The 20,004-nt window shown below is 34.9% G+C and carries 18 protein-coding genes; 6 read left to right on the top strand and 12 right to left on the bottom strand.

Annotation, left to right across the window (positions count from 1 at the left end; all coding sequences use genetic code 11):
• Positions 1–110: 110 nt before the first annotated feature.
• Complete coding sequence (locus FVB9532_RS14360; RefSeq protein ID WP_150545864.1) at positions 111–1,586, bottom strand: catalase; 1,476 nt, start codon at positions 1,584–1,586, stop codon at positions 111–113.
• 162 nt (positions 1,587–1,748) lie between these two features.
• Between FVB9532_RS14360 and FVB9532_RS14355 the strand changes: the two genes are divergently transcribed.
• The 3 genes from FVB9532_RS14355 (at position 1,749) to FVB9532_RS14345 (ending at position 3,915) form a co-directional block, all read left to right on the top strand.
• Positions 1,749–2,459 carry a DUF4197 domain-containing protein gene (locus tag FVB9532_RS14355; RefSeq protein WP_394349666.1) on the top strand — a complete coding sequence of 237 codons (711 nt, stop codon included), beginning with the start codon at positions 1,749–1,751 and terminating at the stop codon, positions 2,457–2,459.
• A gap of 246 nt (positions 2,460–2,705) precedes the next feature.
• Positions 2,706–2,900, top strand: a complete 195-nt coding sequence (locus tag FVB9532_RS14350; protein WP_228482356.1) for a Lacal_2735 family protein — start codon at positions 2,706–2,708, stop codon at positions 2,898–2,900.
• A 94-nt stretch (positions 2,901–2,994) separates the two neighbouring features.
• The gene (locus FVB9532_RS14345) at positions 2,995–3,915 is read left to right on the top strand and encodes a mechanosensitive ion channel family protein (protein ID WP_150545863.1); all 921 of its coding nucleotides are present in this window, start codon (positions 2,995–2,997) and stop codon (positions 3,913–3,915) included.
• Positions 3,916–3,963: 48 nt separating this feature from the next.
• On the opposite strand, the gene FVB9532_RS14340 is transcribed toward FVB9532_RS14345, so the two are convergent.
• The 6 genes from FVB9532_RS14340 to prfA form a co-directional block, all read right to left on the bottom strand.
• Positions 3,964–4,764 carry an ABC transporter substrate-binding protein gene (locus tag FVB9532_RS14340; protein ID WP_150545862.1) on the bottom strand — a complete coding sequence of 267 codons (801 nt, stop codon included), beginning with the start codon at positions 4,762–4,764 and terminating at the stop codon, positions 3,964–3,966.
• Between the two features lie 92 nt (positions 4,765–4,856).
• Complete coding sequence (locus FVB9532_RS14335; protein WP_150545861.1) at positions 4,857–5,345, bottom strand: hypothetical protein; 489 nt, start codon at positions 5,343–5,345, stop codon at positions 4,857–4,859.
• A gap of 245 nt (positions 5,346–5,590) precedes the next feature.
• Entirely contained in the window at positions 5,591–6,409 is an 819-nt protein-coding gene (pyrF, locus tag FVB9532_RS14330; RefSeq protein ID WP_150545860.1) for an orotidine-5'-phosphate decarboxylase, read from the bottom strand.
• Between the two features lie 31 nt (positions 6,410–6,440).
• Complete coding sequence (locus FVB9532_RS14325; protein WP_150545859.1) at positions 6,441–6,728, bottom strand: type II toxin-antitoxin system RelE/ParE family toxin; 288 nt, start codon at positions 6,726–6,728, stop codon at positions 6,441–6,443.
• Complete coding sequence (locus tag FVB9532_RS14320) at positions 6,719–6,946, bottom strand: hypothetical protein (RefSeq protein ID WP_150545858.1); 228 nt, start codon at positions 6,944–6,946, stop codon at positions 6,719–6,721. The genes FVB9532_RS14325 and FVB9532_RS14320 overlap by 10 nt, the downstream gene beginning before the upstream one ends.
• A gap of 41 nt (positions 6,947–6,987) precedes the next feature.
• Entirely contained in the window at positions 6,988–8,064 is a 1,077-nt protein-coding gene (prfA, locus tag FVB9532_RS14315) for a peptide chain release factor 1 (RefSeq protein WP_150545879.1), read from the bottom strand.
• Between the two features lie 388 nt (positions 8,065–8,452).
• Between prfA and FVB9532_RS14310 the strand changes: the two genes are divergently transcribed.
• Complete coding sequence (locus FVB9532_RS14310; RefSeq protein ID WP_150545857.1) at positions 8,453–9,115, top strand: ATP-binding cassette domain-containing protein; 663 nt, start codon at positions 8,453–8,455, stop codon at positions 9,113–9,115.
• Here FVB9532_RS14310 and FVB9532_RS14305 read toward each other — a convergent pair.
• The 5 genes from FVB9532_RS14305 to FVB9532_RS14285 all read right to left on the bottom strand — a co-directional run bounded on the left by FVB9532_RS14305 (position 9,099) and on the right by FVB9532_RS14285 (position 18,111).
• Complete coding sequence (locus FVB9532_RS14305) at positions 9,099–10,127, bottom strand: DUF3078 domain-containing protein (protein WP_150545856.1); 1,029 nt, start codon at positions 10,125–10,127, stop codon at positions 9,099–9,101. The genes FVB9532_RS14310 and FVB9532_RS14305 overlap by 17 nt on opposite strands.
• A gap of 18 nt (positions 10,128–10,145) precedes the next feature.
• Entirely contained in the window at positions 10,146–11,327 is a 1,182-nt protein-coding gene (locus tag FVB9532_RS14300) for an AIR synthase related protein (protein WP_150545855.1), read from the bottom strand.
• Between the two features lie 84 nt (positions 11,328–11,411).
• Positions 11,412–13,598 (bottom strand): glutamine synthetase III family protein, encoded by a 2,187-nt coding sequence (locus tag FVB9532_RS14295; protein WP_150545854.1) that lies wholly within the window; start codon positions 13,596–13,598, stop codon positions 11,412–11,414.
• A gap of 124 nt (positions 13,599–13,722) precedes the next feature.
• Entirely contained in the window at positions 13,723–14,667 is a 945-nt protein-coding gene (locus FVB9532_RS14290; RefSeq protein WP_150545853.1) for a calcium/sodium antiporter, read from the bottom strand.
• A gap of 126 nt (positions 14,668–14,793) precedes the next feature.
• Positions 14,794–18,111: a CotH kinase family protein gene (locus FVB9532_RS14285; protein ID WP_150545852.1), complete on the bottom strand. Its 3,318-nt coding sequence runs from the start codon at positions 18,109–18,111 to the stop codon at positions 14,794–14,796.
• A gap of 205 nt (positions 18,112–18,316) precedes the next feature.
• Here FVB9532_RS14285 and FVB9532_RS14280 point away from each other — a divergent pair, with 205 nt between their 5' ends.
• Together FVB9532_RS14280 and FVB9532_RS14275 are read left to right on the top strand one after the other, a co-directional pair.
• Complete coding sequence (locus FVB9532_RS14280; protein ID WP_150545851.1) at positions 18,317–18,676, top strand: BlaI/MecI/CopY family transcriptional regulator; 360 nt, start codon at positions 18,317–18,319, stop codon at positions 18,674–18,676.
• Positions 18,676–19,977, top strand: a complete 1,302-nt coding sequence (locus FVB9532_RS14275) for a M56 family metallopeptidase (protein WP_150545850.1) — start codon at positions 18,676–18,678, stop codon at positions 19,975–19,977. The genes FVB9532_RS14280 and FVB9532_RS14275 overlap by 1 nt, the downstream gene beginning before the upstream one ends.
• Positions 19,978–20,004 lie beyond the last annotated feature (27 nt).

Genomic DNA, 20,004 nt, shown 5'->3' with positions numbered 1-20,004 from the left:
GGGCTCATTATGAGCCCTTTTTTTATGGAAAATATTAGCTTGAATTTTTCAAAATAAAAAAGCGCTCTATACTTAGAACGCTTTACCATCTTCCATAAAATGTATGAAGTTTAGAAGTTTATTTGTACTCCTAATCCTTCAGCAATTTTTTCCCCTAATTCTTTGTCGGCTTTGTACCAATGTTGTAATTGCCGTTGGGTGATTTCTTCTTTTTTAGGACCTTCTATTTGGCTCATAGAACCCACGGTGTTATGCACTAAATGTGCTTTGGCTTCATCACTCATTAAACGGTATAAATCACCGGGTTGAGTGTAATGATCATCATCTCCGCTAACTGACGCATTTCTGTCGTACCAATCGGCTTCAGCATCAGTAATTCTTGGTGGTTTTAATTTATAATCTTCAGCTTTCTTTATATTATCGAAACTGTTGGGAAAGTAATTTTCAGATCTTCCGCCATTATCACTTACAGTCATAAATCCATCTCGTTGGTAATTATTGACCGCATAAGGACATCGGTTTACCGGAATTTGCTCATAGTTTGCACCTAATCTATAACGGTGAGCATCCGGGTAGGATAGCAATCTTCCTTGAAGCATTTTATCGGGTGAATAACCAATACCATCTACAATATGTGCCGGAGCAAATGCAGATTGTTCTATTTGAGCGAAGTAATTATCCGCATTTTTATTGAGTTCCATTTTCCCTACTTCGATTAAGGGATAATCTCCGTGAGGCCAAACTTTACTTAGATCAAAAGGATTCCATTTATAATTTTTAGCTTCTTCTTCCGGCATTACCTGAATTTTCAAGGTCCAAGTTGGAAATTTTCCTTCTTCAATATGTTCCAATAAATCTTGTTGGGCAAAATCTGGATTTTTACCTGCCATCTCTACTGACTCTTCATCGGTGAAATTTTTAATCCCTTGATCGGTTTTAAAATGAAATTTCACGTAAAAACGTTCATCATTCGCATTAATCATAGAGAAAGTATGGGAACCATAACCATTCATGTGCCTAAAACCATAAGGCGTTCCGCGATCACTCATCAAAATTAAAACTTGGTGAAGCGACTCCGGATTTAATGACCAAAAATCCCAACGCATCGTTTGCGATTTCATATTGGTAAAGGGATGGCGTTTTTGGGTATGAATAAAATCACCAAACTTTTTAGGATCTTTAATAAAAAACACCGGAGTGTTATTCCCTACCAAATCCCAATTTCCATCTTCCGTATAAAATTTTAAAGCAAACCCGCGCGGATCACGGTCTGAATCTGCTGAACCTTTCTCTCCTCCTACGGTAGAAAAACGAGCTAACATATCTGTTTTCTTACCTATTTCAGAAAACATTTTTGCTTTGGTATACTTCGTAATATCATGGGTAACGGTGAAGGTACCAAAGGCTCCTGAACCTTTAGCGTGAACCACTCGTTCAGGAATACGCTCTCTATTAAAATGTGCCATGCTTTCATGAAGCACATAATCTTCTAATAATATGGGACCTCGACGACCAACCGTTAATGAATCTTCTTTTTCATAAAATGGTCTTCCCGAAGCGGTCGTTAGTTTTTTTTCTTCGCTCATAACTTAAATTTTTTATTCGATTAAAGATAAACTATTTTTACGGCAAGCTGAAATCGAAAATGTATATCACAAAATAGGTATTCATTATAAATACTTAAAATCAAGGCTTTTTTATTATTTATACCACAAACAAACTCTAAAAATTAACAAATTTTTATAATTATGATAAAACGAATCTTTCTTAGTTGTTTGATCTGCTTCTCCTTAATTTCGTGTGCTGAGTTACAATCTATCGCAGAAAATTACCCACAACAAGGTTTTGGACTTAGTCAACAACAAATAGCCAATGGCCTTAAACAAGCCTTAGATAAAGGTATTGATGATCAAGTAAGTAAGCTTACACAAACCAACGGTTTTTATAAAAATCAACTCGTAAAAATCCTATTACCACAAGAGCTGCAAAAAGTAGAACAAGGCCTAAGGGATATAGGTTTAGGAAGTTTAGCCGATGAAGGGATTAAAGCTTTAAATCGCGCGGCTGAAGATGCCACCAAAGAAGCTACACCTATCTTTGTAAATGCCATTAAACAAATGACTTTTACCGATGCTAAAAATATTTTATTAGGAGATAATACAGCTGCCACTACTTACTTAGAACAAAAAACTTCTCAAGAGCTGTACAACAAATTTAATCCGGTAATTAAAAATTCTTTTCATAAAGTGGGAGCCGATCAAATTTGGTCAAATATCATTACCAAGTATAATAATATTCCATTTACACAAAATGTGAATCCAGATTTAACCGATTATGTTACTAAAGAAGCTTTAGATGGAGTCTATACGATGATAGCTGTAGAAGAACAAGAAATTAGAACCAATATAGCCAGCAGAACCACCGATTTATTAAAGAGGGTTTTCGCCCTTCAAGATTAATAACCCAGAGCTAATACTAAGTAATATTAAGATAACATCTATTGCAGATTTACGCCTCATCTTTGCAGTGAGATTTTAGGGTATCTCAATATTTATTTGGGTTAAGTCAAAAGGCCGAGGAGTTTTCCGCGGCTTTTTTTTGTTAAATTATTAACGATACAGTTTACCACTTATCTATACTTTATTAATAGCTTAACGAATTTTAATAAACACTAAACATCTTATCTTTTAATTTTGTACTGATAAATGAAAAGAAAGAATATGTTTAGGTGGAATAAAAATAATGATAGAATACAAAGACTTAAAGAAAAGTATACCCGATTGATGCGAAAGGCCTATGAAATTGCGCCAAAGAACAAACGCAAAAGCGATTACTTTAATCAGGAAGCCCGCCAAATTTTACAGGAACTTAGGCGATTAGAGCTCAATAGGTTACATTAAAAATTCAAAATCAGCTTCAGGGCTGATTTTTTTTATGAACTTTTTAAAATATTTCTATTCTTTCTTTCACTACCTTGAAACCTAATTTTTCAACATGTTACTATTTCAACCTCCAACTACCACCGTCGTTAATTCGATAGACCGCTATTACCATGAATTTTTAGAAATACTGCCTAGAATAGCCTTAGGAATTTTTGTAATTATAGCTGGAGTGCTCATCGCGCAATTAATCACCAATATTTACAAAAGAAGAATTTTAAAGAAAGCTAATGATCCTTTGATGGCAAGGTTCTTAGCTCAAGCTATTAAAATAATCCTCATTCTTATTTCTATTATGATTGCTTTGGAAGTGGCGGGACTTAGTAGAATTGCTGCCGGAATTTTAACCGCTGCCGGAGGTGCTGCCATTATTCTTGGTTTCGCCTTTCAGGACATTGGTAAAAACTTTCTTGCGGGAATTATTTTAGCATTTAACCGACCTTTTCGAATTAACGATACCATTAAAATTGATACTATGTTCGGAAAAGTTAAAGCTCTTAATTTTAGATATACCCACATAAAAACTACCGACGGAAGGGATATTTACATTCCCAATAGTGATGTACTTACGAAACCTGTTGAAAATTATACTGCCGATGGTTTTTTCCGTTTAGAATTTGTAGTAGGTATTGGATATGAAAACGATATTGAGAAAGCAAAACTACTAATAAGACAAGTGCTTGCCAATAATAAAAATATCATTCAAGATGAAGCGCACGAATCATTTGTAATCGAAGACGAACTCGCTGCAAGCACGATTAACCTAAAAGTATTCTTTTGGATTAACACCATCGATTATCGTGTAACTTCCAGTGTGTTGCGAGGTTTGGTAATTAAAGAAGTAAAAGAAGCGCTTGCTATAAACGGCTTCAATTTACCGGCAGATATTACAGAACTCAAACTCTACAGTACCGAAGAAGATATTCCGCTTAAGCTTAGGAAAGATCCTCGCGATTTATTAGAAAATAACAAGTAAGAGCTAGACAAATTATGTGGCAGAAAGAGCTAAAAAAGGATGCCGCTGCTATCCGTTTTGCAAAGGCAATTCAGCTAAATGCCATTTTTTAAAATACCGAAAAGCTTTCTCTAATCGTGAACCATACCAACTAAAAAACTCTCCATCTACAAATTTTATTTTATCAGGATTTACAAATTCAGCAAGTTCTAGTTGATGCTTCTTTTTAAAGGGAAAAGGTTCCGAAGAAAGCAATACCCAATCTGCTTCTTTTAAACGATGTAAATCAACTTCCGGATAGCGCGGGGTTTCAGCAAAAATATTTTCAAAATTATTCAACTGAAGTAAATAATCAATAAATGTATCGCTTCCGGCTACCATCCAAGGTTTTCGCCAAATAAAATAGGCGACTTTTCGTTTAGGTTGATCATTGATGAATTGCTTGAAGTTTCTCCATTCCGTTTGAATATTAGCGGTGATTTTTTCTGCTTTTTCTTCGACAGAAAAAATTTCCCCGTATTGCTGAATCAATGTCAAACTTTCTTCTATATCCTGAATATCGGAAACATGAACGGGAGCTATTTTTTCTAGTGCTTCCACCATTTCCGGAGTGTTTTCTTCTTTATTACAAAGAATAAGGTCGGGTTGAAGTTTTCTAATTTTTTTCAATTTCACCTCTTTCGTGCCACCAACTAGTTGAATCTGTTTTCGTAATTCTACCGGATGCACACAAAATTTAGTGATCCCTACAAGTTGTTGTTTCAATCCTAAATCAACTAACAATTCGGTTTGACTGGGAACTAAAGATATAATTCGGGAAGGAACTTCACTTAACTCAACTGTTCGCTGTAACTGATCTTGAAATTGCATAACTACAAAGTAAGAAATATTTTATTGAAATAGATCATCAATGTATACCTACAAGGTTTTAAAAACCTTGCAAGAAAAATTTCTCAGTTTATTTACAAATCTTCAAAATCTGGTGGATCAAAAGGGAGATCATCATCAGGATCTTTATCGTCATAATTCACCCCCGGTGGATTAAATAGCCCCCAACGATCGATGATGTAATTCCAAGGATCAAATGTTTTTACCCATTCTGCAAACAATACCCTAAATTCATCAATTTCTTTTCTCAATAAATCTAAGTATTCTGTTTCTTTAAATCCGTGAATTTCCAATCCCATTAAATGCGTTCTCACTTCTCTAGCTGAACGCCTTACAATAGCAGCATTTTCCATTTTTATATCATAGAGTTCTACATTCCAAGCGCCAGCAATTTTCACCGGAATTTTCAAACTATCTTCTGCAATAAAACTGGCTTGCATTTTTAAGTATTCTAAATTCGTTACATCCTTATAGGTGTAATTATTTACCAAGTCAACAATTTTTGAGCTAATTCGCTCAATCATATTTGCTTTTATATAAATCGCTGAGTTTTCTAATTTCATAACCACAAAATAATCATTTTCAATATAATTAGAAATAAAAAAACTTCACAGGTTTCAATAACATGTGAAGTTTATATCTTTCTTAGGTTTAAGAAAATACAGAAAGCTAATACTTATTTATAGTTGCCAAATAGAGGATAATTATTTTTATTATAATCAAAGGATACAGATACATGAAATGTTTCATAAAGTTCAAACTCTCCATTATCTAATTTGTCATAAGAATTAATTGTATAACTTTTGAATTACATCTTTTCTAAAACGCTTTCCATTTCTTGTTGAAGTTCTTTTGCTTTTTCAGCAGCGGCATCAGCAAAATTTTCTTCGCTTGAAGCATAAATAATTCCGCGGGCAGAGTTGATGAGTAATCCTACATTTTCATTCAATCCGTATTTACAAACTTCAGCAACACTTCCGCCTTGGGCTCCCACACCGGGAACCAAAATAAAACTATCTGGAATTATTTTTCTGATTTCTGCAAAATATTCAGCTTTGGTGGCTCCGACCACATACATTAAATTGTAATGATTTTTCCAGGTTTGTGAGGTCTGCAATACTTTTTTATAGACTTCTTCCCCATCTACTTTTTTTGTCTGAAAATCGAATGCCCCACGATTGGAAGTTAAAGCTAATAAAATGGTATGCTTGTTTTCAAACTCTAAAAAAGGCACTACAGAGTCCTCTCCCATATATGGTGCTACGGTAATTGAGTCGAAATTTAAATCGCTAAAAAAAGCTTTGGCATAACGTGTAGAGGTATTGCCTATATCACCGCGTTTGGCATCGGCAATGGTAAAAATATCAGGGTGTTTTTCATTGAGGTAAGAAATAGTTTTCTCTAAAGCTTGCCAACCTTCAATACCATAAGCTTCGTAAAAAGCAATATTAGGTTTGTATGCTACTGCCAAATGATGGGTTGCATCAATAATCGCTTTATTAAACTCAAAAATCGGATCTTCTTTTGCTAACAAATGTTGCGGGATTTTCTCTAAATCTACATCTAAACCAATACATAAGAAGGATTTTTTCTTTTTGATTTGGGAAATGAGTTCTGTTGTTGTCATAGTATTTTTATAAAAATAAAAACCACTAAACTTATAGTGGTTTTTGTTTTGTTCCTCGAAAATTAATTATCTCTATTTTATCTTTTTCAGTATTTACCCTGTAGACTATATAATTATTTCTATCAATTAAAGCTTTGCGTAACTTCAAATTTTCATGAAGAGGAAATAAATCAGGATTTACAGAAATCAAAGAAATCACTTCGTTAATATTATTTTCTAATTGAAGTATTTCATTTACGCTCGATGCTCTTTCTAAATAATCAATCACTTCTAAAAGTCCATTTTCAGCTTGAGTTGTCCAAACTACCGTCAATGCCATTTTTTTAGTTTCGCCATTACACTTTCGTGGGAAACTAGTTTTCCTTCATCAGCTTGTTGAATACCTATTTCAATTTCTTCTTTTTCTTCTACAGATAATTCCTCATACCAATCACCAGATTCTTCTTCAAAAACTTTTCTAATTTTAAGCAATACGGCTTTATCCTTCGTTTTCTGAAGTTGCTGTATTAGTTCTAATTTTGTAGTTTCAATATTCACCGGAAATAAATTACCTGTTGACTAAAGATACAAAAATTGGATTATAAAGAATCTGAAGCTTCTTTTAATTTTTCGGTATTGGCTACCAATTTAAGCTCATCGATAATTTTTTGAATATCCCCGTTGATGATATTCTGCAAATCATAAAGCGTTAAATTAATACGGTGATCTGTAACACGACCTTGTGGGTAATTATACGTTCTAATTTTTGCACTTCGGTCTCCACTGGTTACCATAGAACCTCGTTTAGCGGCATCTTCTTCTTGCTTTTTCGCCAGTTCCATATCGTACAAACGAGAACGCAATACTTTAAAAGCTTTCTCTTTGTTTTTATGTTGCGATTTCTGGTCTTGACACTGTGCTACAATTCCGGTAGGTTCGTGAGTTAAACGCACCGCCGAATAAGTAGTGTTTACCGACTGACCTCCTGGTCCTGAAGAACAGAAATAATCGATACGTACATCTTTAGGATCAATTTCTACATCAAACTCTTCGGCTTCCGGAAAAACCATCACGGTGGCGGCACTGGTATGTACACGGCCTTGAGTTTCGGTTTGTGGCACCCGTTGTACACGGTGTACCCCGGCTTCATATTTCAACGTTCCATAAACATCTTCTCCAGAAACTTCAAACTGAATTTCTTTAAAACCACCATTGGTCCCTTCAGAAAAATCTACAGTACTAACTCTCCAACCTTTGCTCTCGCAATATTTGGTAAGCATTTTAAAGATATCGCCTGCAAAAATACTGGCTTCATCTCCGCCGGTTCCGGCGCGAACTTCTACCACTGCATTTTTCGCATCTTCGGGATCTTTAGGAACAAGCATCATCCTTATTTTTTCTTCTAAGGCAGGCAACTCTTCTTTAGCTTCTTCTATTTGCATTTTGGCCATATCGACCATTTCAGCATCGCTCCCATCAGCAATAATTTCTTCAGCTTCTGAGATATTATTGGTAAGCTCTACATATTTATCCCTTTCAACCATCAGGTCTTTTAGGTCTTTATATTCTTTGGTAAGCTCTACGTAACGTTTCTGGTCAGCAATAATTTCCGGCTGAATGATTAAATCATTCACCTCATCATAACGTTGCTTAACTATATTTAATTTATCTATCATAATTCTTCCTCGTAATGTTCGCAAATTTACGATAAATTTGGTGATTATTTAAGATTGAAGTTGAAGTTATAAAATTTTAGTAATTTAGAAGAATGTTTCTAAAACTCAAGTTAATCTGGCTTTTTTACCAAAAATATTTATTAGCAAGCTTCTTGATGAGTGTACTATGTTATGTATTAGGTTTTCTATTAGTAAGCACTATTTTTTTTAAGTTGATAGCAATTAGTTTAGGAATTTTTTTGCCAAACATAAAAGGAAGCAAATCTGGTTTTACTTTTTATCAAAATTTAGGACTTTCAATTCGATATTTATTAGGAGCTGTATTTTTAATAGATATAACAATTAGTATTAGCTTATATAAAATACCCCCATTGCTTTTAACAATTTTATGATATTGGAAATAGATAATATTGAATTAAGTTTTCACTCTAAGCCTATTTTAGAAGCTATTTATATTAAAGCAGAGAAAGGAAAGGTAACAGGAATTTTAGGTAAAAATGGCTGCGGAAAATCCAGTTTATTCAGAATTATTTTCGGATCCCTTCAACCTAAACATAAACTCATTCGGTTAAACAAAAAAGCTATTACACAAAAATTCTATAAAATTGGCATGGTAGCTTATTTACCTCAAAACAACTTTATCCCCAAAGAACTTTTATTAAAAAAAGTATTTGGCTTATACAAAGGCTCTTGGCAAAGGTTCACTTCAATATTTGAAGAATTAGCTTTGTATGAAAATTCAAAAATCAAAGAATTATCAGGTGGTGAACGTAGAATACTGGAAATCTATTTAGTATTACAACTCGGTGTAAAAGTGGTTTTACTCGATGAACCTTTTTCTAATATCGCTCCACTTCAGATTGAAAAAATAAAGACCCTTATTCACCAGGAAAAATCGAATAAAATTATTTTACTAAGCGATCATTTTTATGAAGATGTACTGGACGTTTGCGAAAGACTTTATCTAATTGAAGGTACAAGATCTATTGCTATAAAAAATCAAAAAGATTTAGAGAGCTACGGATATCTCACGACTAAAGATTCACAATAACCCCAATCCCCAATTGTTGTTTCCATTGTACTTTAGGTCCGGCATCTACCAATTCTCCTTCGGCATTTTCTTCCTGCACTTTAATATCATCATCATATTTTAAGTGAGAACCGAGTTTAGCTAATACATATTGATTGACTTGAAAGTTAAAGTTCAGCTCCCAATTCACATCTATATTCCCGAATTTATTAATATAATCGGTATACAAACTCAATTTGTTGCTTAAGCCTATATTTTCGAAAATCTCTGTATTATACTCATTGGTAAACAAAATCCCTACCTCGGTGCGTATATTTTCACCTTCTTTAATAAGGTTTCCTTCTTCATCATATACAGCTCCCTCTACCCCAAAAGCGCCATCATTTGCTAAGTCCTGATCTAATACAAAAGTAGAACGTAGCGTGAGCGGCGAAGCATAAATGTTTAAGTTTTCTTTCTCCGAATTATATTCTGAACCAACTCCTAAAAACAAATAGGCCGGCGCCAAAACAGTGGAAATTTTCTTGGATGTATCAGGATAATTATACCCGTTAGAAAATTGTGTACTAAAATTGGCTTTGGCCGAATAATACCAGTTAGAAAGTGTATCTTTCCGGTAACCAAAGGTTGAGTTTATCTCTAAATGATCGTCGGTTTTCCTAATCTCTTGCTCGGTTTGCTTATTGATCCCGTAACGGGCAATCAATTCATTTTTCCAACGAATGTTTTTTCGCTCGTAAATTCTTTTAAAATCTGTACTCATTAAGGCTGCAATAGAATTTGCCCCACCGGCATTCCAGTTCACGAAAGCAACCTCTGAAAGATCCAGCCCTATTTTATTTACTTCTTTCCAAAAGCTTATGTTGGGATGGTACTTACTTAACCTATTTAGCTTATCTACTTTGGTGATTGGAAAAAAAGGTTGATAAGCATAGGGGGTTAAGGTATTTACCGATACAATGCTATCCCGTGTTTGAGCGATTAAAAAATTAGTGCAAAGAACTACAAAAACTAAAATAAACTTCTTCAACATTATCCTTCAATTATGGTCTTAGTAAGTAAAACTTCCGAATTCGCTTTTTATTGTTAGTTTTTTCTCTTCTGAAGCTTCTACCCTTCCTACAATCTGAGCATCTACTTCAAACGATTTTGAGATAGTAATAATTTCTTCTGCATATTCCTGTGGTACATAAATTTCCATTCGATGCCCCATATTAAAAACTTGGTACATTTCTTTCCAATCGGTTTTGCTTTCTTGCTGAATTAATTTGAAAAGTGGTGGCACTTCAAACATATGATCCTTAATCACGTGTAAATTATCTCCTATAAAATGAAGGATTTTGGTTTGTGCCCCTCCACTACAATGGACCATTCCGTGAATTTCTTCTGAAGAATATTTTGAAAGTATTTTCTTGATGATTGGTGCATAAGTTCTGGTTGGAGAAAGCACTAATTTACCAGCGTCCAATTCAGCATCTTTAACATCTGAAGTTAATTTTTTAGTTCCTGAGTAAATCAAGTCTGAAGGAATGGAGTTATCGAAACTTTCTGGGTATTTCTTTGCTAGTTCTTTACTAAACACATCGTGACGTGCAGAGGTAAGACCGTTGCTTCCCATTCCGCCATTATATTCTTTTTCATAAGAAGCTTTTCCTGAAGAAGAAAGCCCTACAATCACATCGCCGGCTTTTATATTAGCATTATCGATCACTTTGCTTCTCTTCATCCTTGCTGTTACGGTAGAATCTACAATAATGGTTCTTACCAAATCCCCAACATCGGCAGTTTCCCCTCCGGTGGAATGAATTTCTACGCCAAAATCTTTTAATTCGGCAATTAACTCTTCCGTCCCGTTAATGATAGCTGAGATGACTTCACCCGGAACTAAATTTTTATTTCTACCTATGGTAGAAGAAAGTAATATATTATCGGTGGCTCCCACACACAAAAGATCGTCTATATTCATAATAAGTGCATCCTGTGCTATCCCTTTCCAGACCGAAATATCTCCGGTTTCTTTCCAATACATATAAGCCAGGGAAGATTTAGTCCCTGCCCCATCGGCGTGCATAATTAGGCAGTACTCTTCATCTTGGGTTAAATAATCGGGTACTATTTTACAAAAGGCTTTTGGGAATAAGCCTTTATCTACATTTTTTATAGCATTATGTACATCTTCTTTTCCTGCGGAAACACCTCTTTGTGCGTAACGTTTACTTACTTCTTGACTCATATGATTTGGTATTGAACTGCAAAAATAAGGAATTAAAAAAACCCCGTTTAAAAAACGGGGCGGTATTCTTAAAAGTTATTCAGATTAGTAAGTGAATAACAATTCTCTGTATTTGGTTATTGGCCATAATTCATCATCAACCAAAATTTCCAACTTATCGCAATGGTATCTAATTTCATCAAAATAAGGTCTTACTTTATCACAGTAAGCAAATGCTTTTTCTTCAGCTCCTTCTATTTTGTTGGCTTCTCTACGGGCATCGATCATCTCTGTAATTCCTTTGTTTATCTTTTCGATATGACTGGAAATTTCTTCAATAATGCTTAATTGCTCGCCTGCATGCTTTTTAAAGTCGTTACCGTAAATTTCTTTAAGTCCTTGTACGTTCTTAATTAAAATGTTTTGGTATCTAATTGCTGTTGGGATAACGTGATTTCTTGCGATATCACCTAATACACGTCCTTCAATTTGAATATGCATTGCATACTCTTCTACTTCAATTTCGTGACGGGCTTCCATTTCTACACGGTTCATTACTCCCAAATCTTCAAACAACTTGATGGTTTTGTCTGCGATTTTCACTTTAAGTGCTTCCGGAGTTTTCTTGTTATTGCTTAAGCCACGTTTCTTAGCTTCTTTTTCCCAAGCTTCGCCGTAACCATCGCCTTCAAATCTAATTTTCTTAGACTTTTTGATGTAATCTCTAAGTACATTAAAGATAGCATCATCCTTCTTCATCTTCTTATCTTTTACAAGCTTGTCTACTTCTACTTTAAAGTCTTGAAGTTGTTTAGCTACCGCAGCATTCAATACCGTCATTGGGTTAGAACAGTTAGCAGTTGAACCTACTGCTCTTAACTCAAATTTATTACCGGTAAAGGCAAAAGGAGAAGTTCTATTTCTATCGGTGTTGTCCAATAAAATTTCAGGAATTTTACCGACTACGTTTAATTTAAGATCTGTTTTTTCTTGTGGTGAAAGTTTACCATCGGTTACTTTTTCCAGTTCATCAAGAACTTTGGTTAACTGAGAACCAATGAAAACTGAAATAATTGCCGGTGGTGCTTCGTTCGCCCCTAAACGGTGATCGTTTGAAGCTGACGCAATGGAAGAACGGATTAACTCTTCATTATCGTAAACTGCTTTTATAGTATTCACAAAGAAGGTTAAGAACTGAAGGTTCTTCATTGGGGTACTCCCCGGACTTAATAAATTGACTCCAGTATTGGTTGCCAACGACCAGTTGTTGTGTTTACCACTACCGTTTACTCCAGCAAATGGTTTTTCATGGAAAAGCACTTTTAAGTGGTGACGCTCAGCAACTTTATCCATCACATCCATCAATAATAGGTTGTGATCTACCGCTAAGTTTACCTCTTCAAAAATTGGCGCTAATTCAAACTGGTTAGGTGCAACCTCATTGTGACGGGTTTTTACCGGAATACCCAGTAACATACATTCTGTTTCTAAATCACGCATATAATTGATTACACGTGTAGGAATAGAACCAAAATAATGATCGTCTAGCTGCTGCCCTTTAGCAGGTGCATGACCTAATAAAGTTCTTTCGGCTAATACTAAATCTGGACGGGAAGCTGCTAATGCTGCATCTACCAAGAAATATTCTTGTTCCCAACCTAAAGTAGCGTTTACTTTGGTTACTTTTTTATCGAAATATTTTGCTACTTCTGTTGCTGCATTATCTAATGCCTGTAACGAACGTAACAAGGGTACTTTATAATCTAATGCTTCTCCTGTGTAAGATACAAATACGGTAGGAATACAAAGGGTAGTTCCTAAAATAAATGCAGGAGATGTAGGATCCCAAGCGGTATAACCTCTTGCTTCAAATGTATTTCTAATTCCTCCGTTAGGGAAACTAGAAGCATCCGGTTCTTGTTGTACTAAAGAACCACCTCCAAATTTTTCAATCGCAGAACCGTTTCCGGTTGGCTCAAAAAAGGCATCGTGTTTCTCTGCAGTAGAACCTGTTAAAGGTTGAAACCAGTGTGTGTAGTGAGTAGCTCCTTTAGAGATCGCCCACTCTTTCATTCCTGTTGAAATATGGTCGGCTAAATTTCTATCGATTTTAGAACCATTTTCGATAGCATCCATCACACTGTTGTAAGAATCTTTGGTAAGGTATTGGCGCATGGCCGGTTCATTAAATACGTTCTTCCCAAAAATTTCAGATCGCCTAGCGGGCTCTTTCACCTCTACTGGTTTTCTGTTTAATGTTTTCTTTAAAGCTTGAAATCTTAGCGTTGACATTTATAATTAACTTTTTGTGTTGCTAGCACAAAAATAGTGTTTTTATAAATACCCCCTAATTTTTTTTGTTAAGTTCTTAAAAAAGCATCCTTAAAATTATCTTACCCCTAAAAAATAAGACTTATTAAGAAAATGCTAAACCAATAAACAATGCATACCCCGCAAATATCACAAATCCCTTATATTTACTGATGGTGTAACGTTTTGGAAGAAACACCAAAGGCAATAATACCAAGGCAAAACCAAGCATCCAAAATATATCATTGGTTAACACAGCTTTAGATTCTAAATGAATAGGTTTTATTAAAGCGGTCAATCCTAAAACCGAACCTATATTAAAAATATTGGAACCAATTAAGTTTCCTAATGAAAGTGCTTTCTCTTTCTTTAGGGCCGCAATTACAGAAGCAGCTAACTCCGGCACGCTGGTTCCTATAGCAATCATCGTGACAGAAATTACCCGTTCGCTTACGCCCAGTTTCTTCGCTAAATCTACAGAACCTTCTACCAACCATTCAGAACCAAAATAAAGGGCCGCCCCTCCAATTAATAACCAAATTACAATCTTAAAACCAGAAACTCCCTGTAAGCTTTCATCTACATCTTCCGTAGGAACTTCATCGTGTTTTCGGGCACGTTGAATTAAAATAAACAAATAAATTACAATAGCCCCTACAAAAACACCCCCTTCTATCCGGGAGATTTGATAACCACTTTGCAAGAAAACATATAATGCCAATGAAAATAACATCATCACAGGCCAATTAAATTTATAGAAATCTTTATCAACTTCAATCGTACTAATAATGGAAGTGATCCCTAACACTAGACCAATATTGGCAATGTTAGAACCAATCACATTTCCTAAACTAATATCTGAAAAACCTTCCATTGCGGCTTGTAAACTCACCAATAGTTCGGGTAAGGAAGTAGCAAAAGAGACTACCGTTAAGCCAATAACCATTCGGGAAATATTAAACTTGAACGATAAAGCTACCGAAGATCGCACCAAATATTCTCCTCCTACTACTAATAAAACAAAACCTGCTATGATGAGTACTATTGACATAGAAACTTATTTTCTTGCGAAGATAATGTAAACAATTTAGATGCTTTTGTTTATTACAGTTTTCAACCGCATAAAAAAATCCCTTTCCAGTTAACTGAAAAGGGATTTCACTTTTAAAATATTTTTTTATTGTTTGATAAGTTTTACGGTTGTATGCTGCCCATCAGCAGAAACTTTTAACAAATAAATTCCTGCAGAAAGCTCCTCTAAGTTGATTTGCTTTTGGGTTCCTCTTACTGAATATTCCCTTACTTTCTTTCCTAGGATATCGAACAGCTCCAGCTTCTTTAGTTCATGGCTGGCTTCAATTTTCACAAAATTATAAGTTGGGTTAGGATAAACTTTTATCGAGTTTTGCTGAACAAATTCTTTGGAAGCTAAAGTAGATTCTCCTCTTAAAGCAATATTATTGAATCTTACTTCATCCCCATTATCTACAAACATATCGGCCCCATCAAAACGCATTCTAACTCTAAAATCAGGATTGTTATTGGCGATACTCACGTTAGAGAAATCAAATTCCATTATTTCGTAATCACCGGGAACGCTCTCTGTAGCATTGCTTAAATTATCGGTTGACCAAGCATTACCATCCCAATAATCAATAAGTAGGCTTTCAGCTGCTCCATTGGTTTCTACTGCAAATGAAAATTTAATATTCTCCAAATCTGTAGTGGGCATTACAAATTCTAAATAATTTTCCAAAGTTCCCGATCTAAACGGTTGCTTGACCTGCACACCTCTCATGATATCCGCCGAATAAGGAATATCATTATTGGCTTCTGCAACATAATTTAACTCGGTTGGTGAGTTTTTCCTTTCTAAAGAAGCGGTTCTCCATTCCGGATCGTCACTGGTAAACGGATATCCCGAAAGGCAACTGGTATAATTTATAGTTGCTGAAAGTTCGTTACTGGCATACGTAGCGTCTAATCCTGTTAAAGGTGTATCGTTGGGGATATTGCTATCCATTAACCAAAAATAAACTACTTCAGATGGATTTTCTATGGCTTCAAAATTGGCCTGAATTTCCATATTTGCAGAAGGGGTTATATTTAGTACAGGATCGGTACCACTCACATCTCCTGACCAATGCGAAAACTCGTATCCCGGGAAAGCAGTGGCTTCTATGCTAACAGGAATCGCTTCAAAATATTTACCTGTCCAAGGATATGGACTGGCTGCAACACCGGGAGTTTCTTCTTGAATCTCTATGGTATTAATTCTCACGAAGCCGGCCTCAGCATCTGAAACATTTAAGGTCAAATCTAAAATGCTATTGAGAGAAAAATAGTTTTTAATTTGCTCTCTTTGTGCGGCAGGACGGGTATTCCCCCAACTTAAAAGTGTACTTTGTTCTGCAGAATCATAAAAATCTGTTTTTGGATAGCGATCTTGATCTTCTACCAAATAAGGACTTACTTCAGCAAAGGTAAAATTCACTACATCGTTAAAATAACTGGTCCCTAAAACGGTATTTAATATATCGGCAAACCTGTTCATAAATTGGTGCTGAAAATCTGTATTATCTATAAGCGAACTTAACAAAGCTTCATTGCTTGAGTTAACAGGATCTGCCCAATGTCCCAACCAATTGATATCATCATTTAAACTAGCTTCAAAATCTTGTACGGTGACTCGCCATTTACCATCGCCATAATTATTATCAACAGGAGTTCTCACTTTCCAAAAGTTTCTTTCATAGCTATCGTTAGCTGAAAAAATTTCTAACACCATATGATCTATATAAGATTTCATATCCAGTAAACTAGCTGCTTGCTCATAATTGGCATCATCTGCCATATCGTTATTAAGAATAAAATCGCGCATAGCAATATAATCGTCAAAGTCTGCATCCTCCCCTTCGTCTAATCCACAATTCACCCCTCTACAACCTACAATAGCGATCTCCTCATCATCTAAATCAAAATTCAAGGCAAAATGATGCTCATCGATCCGATCACGAATAGCGGTTAAGCCCCAATATTCTCCGTTAATAAAATGAATAGCCGGCTGTATTCTCGCTACACCATTATAGATGGGTTGCATGGCTCTATTAAATACGACATCGTAAGAAACAGGACCGCCACTACCATTACCGCGAAGCATAATTCTTTTAAATTCGGTATTATTTGGTAAAGTTGCATCTGGTATAGTCACATTAAACAAGTCATGTTCAAACGTATTTTCGCCACCATATTCACTTCTAGCATATAAACGTAAATTTTTTATGGCTCGAGCTCTAGAGTTATTACCATGGATCCTTAAACCTCCATTTACATTCATAACCACATTTAAACTCGTTGGTTCAAACATTTCTATGCTAGTAGGATACTCCCAATCACGACCTCGTCGCCAGTAGTTGCTCCATTCTGGTCGCCAATATTGATTATTATCTGGATTTTCTGCTCTCCAAGTATCAAAATCTACCCCTGAAGTATAGATTCCGTCATTATAATCAAATAAATAATCTTCTTGAATTTGTAAAGAAATTACCGGAATATCATAAGGGTTTCCTCCTGCCCATACAAAAAAGGTTTTTGAAACAGTTTCTGAAGCTATTCCATCTACATATGCTTTTGCCTTGATCACAGTAGCTTTTCTTACCGGATCTATGGGAGTAATCAATTCAAATTGGTGTGGATTTTTAGTGGTTAAATGATCTGGCTCAGACGACCTATCGTCTATGCTTATAGAAGCAGTATAGGTATTGGATATATAACTACCGGACAAAAGAGGACCGGGAGAATCGGTAGTTTGTAAAGGATATTCATTTTTATAATTAAAGCTAGTACCTGCTAAATTACTCTGTTCTGGTTCTGAGCCATCTAAGGTATAGATAATCTCTGCATTTGGATTGGAATGACTTATTGTTAAATCGAATGAAGAATTATATAATCCGGAATCGTGTGAAAATATTGGAGGAGTCATTAACTCAGTTAGGCCTGTTCCTGTATTGGATACGCCTGGGGTACTTGTATAAAAAAACAACCAATCACCGGTACCGTCAGGTTGACGCCCATAAGAAACATCAGTTTCTAAATCTACCGCAGGTACTTGATCTACTAAACCTCCTTCCGGATTGGTAAGAATGACATCCTCCCCTCCTGAACTAATCTTAAAATTGGTGTGCAGGGCTTGCCCTACTTCCGCAATGTCTTTATCTGAAGCCCATACCAATAAAAATTCGTTAGGCTGAATGATATATGCAGGAAAAGTCCAAAGGAAAGGTACTGCAGGATCGTCTGTTAAGCCAAAGCCTTCTAAATTGACAGCAACAGTGCCATAATTATAAATCTCAATCCAATCTTCGTAATCCCCGTCATTATCTTGTATGGTTGAATCGTTAGAAGCCATCACCTCATTAATGGCTAAGTCTTGAGAAGTACATAGTGCACTAAAAAATAAGTTTATCACAAAAAAGATCGTGTAGCGCTTCTTCATAAAATTTTCTTTATAAAAACGTTAAATAAATGTAACTAATATGGCAAGCAATTTACGACTAATTTTATTTTAAAAAATTCTATAGGTTTAAGAGTAAATAAACCTGATAAAAAACAACTATTATTTTAGTTGACTAACTACAAAAATAGTTATATATTTGAAATGTTCTAAATCCCTCATTAGGGAATACCCAAAATTATAAGATATGGAAAAACTTACTAATAAAGAAGAAGAGGTCATGCAAGCACTTTGGAAACTGAAAAAAGCATTTGTAAAAGAAGTTTTAGCCGAAATGCCCAATACCAAATTGCATTACAATACGGTTTCTACAATTGTAAGAAAACTGGAAAAGAAAGATTTTATAGGTCATGAAGCTTTTGGAAATACGCACCGTTACTATCCGCTTATTAGCAAAGAAGCTTATAGCTCTTATTTTATGAAAAATGCATCCCAGAAGTTTTTTGATAATTCTTACAAAAAGATGGTCTCTTTTTTTGCGAAAGAAGAAAAAATTAGTGCGGAAGAATTACGGGAGATTTTAGAAATTATTGAAAGTAAAAAGTAATGGATTTTTTTACCTATCTCTTAAAAAGCACCGCTATTCTTAGTTTATTTTTCTTGGTAGATTTTTTCTTGCTAAGAAAAGAAACACTTTTTAAACATATTCGTTACTTTTTACTAACAGGAATTATTTGCGCATTGGTATCCCCTTTTTTAGAATTTACACGAGTAATTTATTTGGAAACCTCTCCTACTCCTTTCAATTTAAATGAAATTCCGATGGATAGTTACAATTCTATGAAAGAAGAAAGTTTGGACTGGGGACAATTACTCTTCTCCATTTATATAGTTGGCGTTGCAGTGATGTTAATTCGCTTTAGCATTCAGCTTTGGGGGTTAGTGAAAATTTTAAAGCTGCCTAAGCGAAAAGACTCCGAAGGTTTTTATCATATTGAAATTACAGAAAAACTTTCCCCTTTTTCATTTTTTAACTACATCGCCTACCCTTTAAAATCATATACCAAAGAAGAACTTGAATTTATTATCCAGCATGAAAAAATTCACGGACGCCAATACCATTCCATCGATGTATTATGCAATCAAGTGATTTCGATTTTATTTTGGTTTAATCCGTTAGCTTGGTTCTACCAAAAAAGAATCTTAGAAAATTTAGAGTTTATTGCTGACAAAGAAGTATCTCACGCCAATAAAATTCAACAGAAAAACTACGAGCTTACCTTATTAAAGGTTTCTACCAATTACCAAGCGCCAAGTTTGGCTAATCAATTTCACCAATCATTCATCAAAAAACGAATACTTATGTTAAACAAAAAACAATCAAAAAAGTACGTATTTCTAAAAAGCACCTTGATTTTACCGCTACTAAGCTTCTTCTTATGGAGTTTTAATATGAAGGAGGAAGTAGAATATTATCCTTCAGCTAAGCAAGAGATTTCAGAAAAAGTACCTTCTAATCCCATTTATATTATAGATTCTAATTCAACAGATCAGGAAATAAAACAGATAAAATCTCAATTAGAATCTGAACTCAAGGGCACTAAAATTCGTTTTACTAAAATGAAAAGAAATGCCAATAACCAACTAATTAACCTCTCTATCCAAATTAAATTTAAAACAGATGATCATTTCCGTGAAGTAACAAATGTACATAACGATCCTATCGCTAACTATGCTTTTCAGGCCGAAGGTAAAAATGTCATCATTTCTTTCTCCGATTTAACTACTACTGTTCACCCCCTTGGAAGTACCACGAATTTTGACCCTGAAAAATACAATGTAGAAACTATCGTTTCCGGGGAAACACCTAAAAACCCTAAGAATAATACCATTTATGTTCATCAATAAAGGATAATTAAACTCAGAAATCTTATT

Origin of the sequence: Mesonia oceanica (assembly GCF_902499555.1) — a bacterium.
In the GTDB taxonomy this organism is placed as follows: domain Bacteria; phylum Bacteroidota; class Bacteroidia; order Flavobacteriales; family Flavobacteriaceae; genus Mesonia; species Mesonia oceanica.
Note: the sequence above shows the minus strand (reverse complement) of the source record. Positions and strands in the feature narration are given on the sequence as shown.